A 1,270-nucleotide genomic window follows, 5' to 3' on the forward strand; every position below is an offset into this window, starting at 1 on the left:
ATATGCGCATTGGCGGCCAGTTGGACAACAACCTGACAGCGACGGGTCAAGCGCGTGAGCTCAATAACCACGCGGCAACGATTGAAGCCGGGAACAACCTGAACATTCAGGCCGACCGGATTAACAACACCAACGCCGGTCTGGTGACGCAGGTCGTCGAAACGGAAAAATCGCCGCATCACGACGCGGTACTGAGCGGCCGGACCACCCGCTATGACTGGTCGCAAGTGGACACTTCCCGCCACAACAAACACGGCGTGCACGATGCCATCATGCCGGACGGCAGCCGCAGTAATAACTTTTACGAATATCAGTACACCCGGACCGTTAATGAAACTCAGGTTAAACAGAGTGACCCGGGTAAAATTCTGGCGGGCGGCCATATCACGCTCAACAGCGCGCAGGTCACCAATCACGACAGCCAGATTGTCGCCGGCGGCGCGTTAGGCGGGGAAATCGGCGAGCTGCATAATATCGCCACTCAGGGCGAACGTATCACCACCGATAAAGGTCGCCAGACCCACTGGTATGCTAAAAAAACCAAACGCTGGCACCGGTTCGGCACCAAAACCTCGCAGGGAAAAAGCCGCAGTGGTTATCACCCCGCGCCGGTGACAGAAACGATTGACCTGAAAACGCTGGCCTGGCAGGCTCATACCCGTCCACAGGGCACCGATATCACACTCACAGACCGACAGACCGGCCAGATTCACGCGGCCCCCACGGCGGTCAAACCGGTGAGCGGGATAAACGACCAGCCGCTGGTCTTGCCCCCCGGTCAGCCGTTTGAACTGTCTCTGCCCCCGGAAACGGTGAAAGGGCAAACAATCGACCCGGTGATACGCGTGGTGACTCCTAACACCCGCCTGCCGGATAACAGCCTGTATACCGTGCAACCGGGCAGCGACAGCCACTATCTGGTCGAGACCGACCCGAAATTCACCCAGTATAAACAGTGGCTGGGCTCGGAATATATGCGGCAACAATTAACGCATGACCCGGCGCGGGTCCACAAACGGTTAGGGGACGGCTTCTATGAACAGCGGCTGGTGCGCGACCAAATCACCCAACTGACCGGCCGACGCTATCTGCCCGGCTACAACAACGATGAAGCGCAGTTTAAAGCGCTGATGGATGCCGGAATTGCCTTTGGCCAACAGCAACAGTTAACGCCGGGTGTCGCCTTGAGTCCGGCGCAGATGGCGCTGCTGACTTCAGATATTATCTGGCTGACGAACCAAACCGTGACCTTGCCGGATGGGACTACCGA

At 58.0% G+C, this 1,270-nt stretch carries 1 pseudogene; it reads left to right on the forward strand.

The features are described 5' to 3' along the window. A pseudogene (locus tag LG003_RS22985) lies at positions 1–1,270 on the forward strand (S-layer family protein); the annotation flags it as partial.

Origin of the sequence: Photorhabdus kleinii, assembly GCF_025384885.1 — a bacterium.
Classification (GTDB): Bacteria; Pseudomonadota; Gammaproteobacteria; order Enterobacterales; family Enterobacteriaceae; genus Photorhabdus; species Photorhabdus kayaii.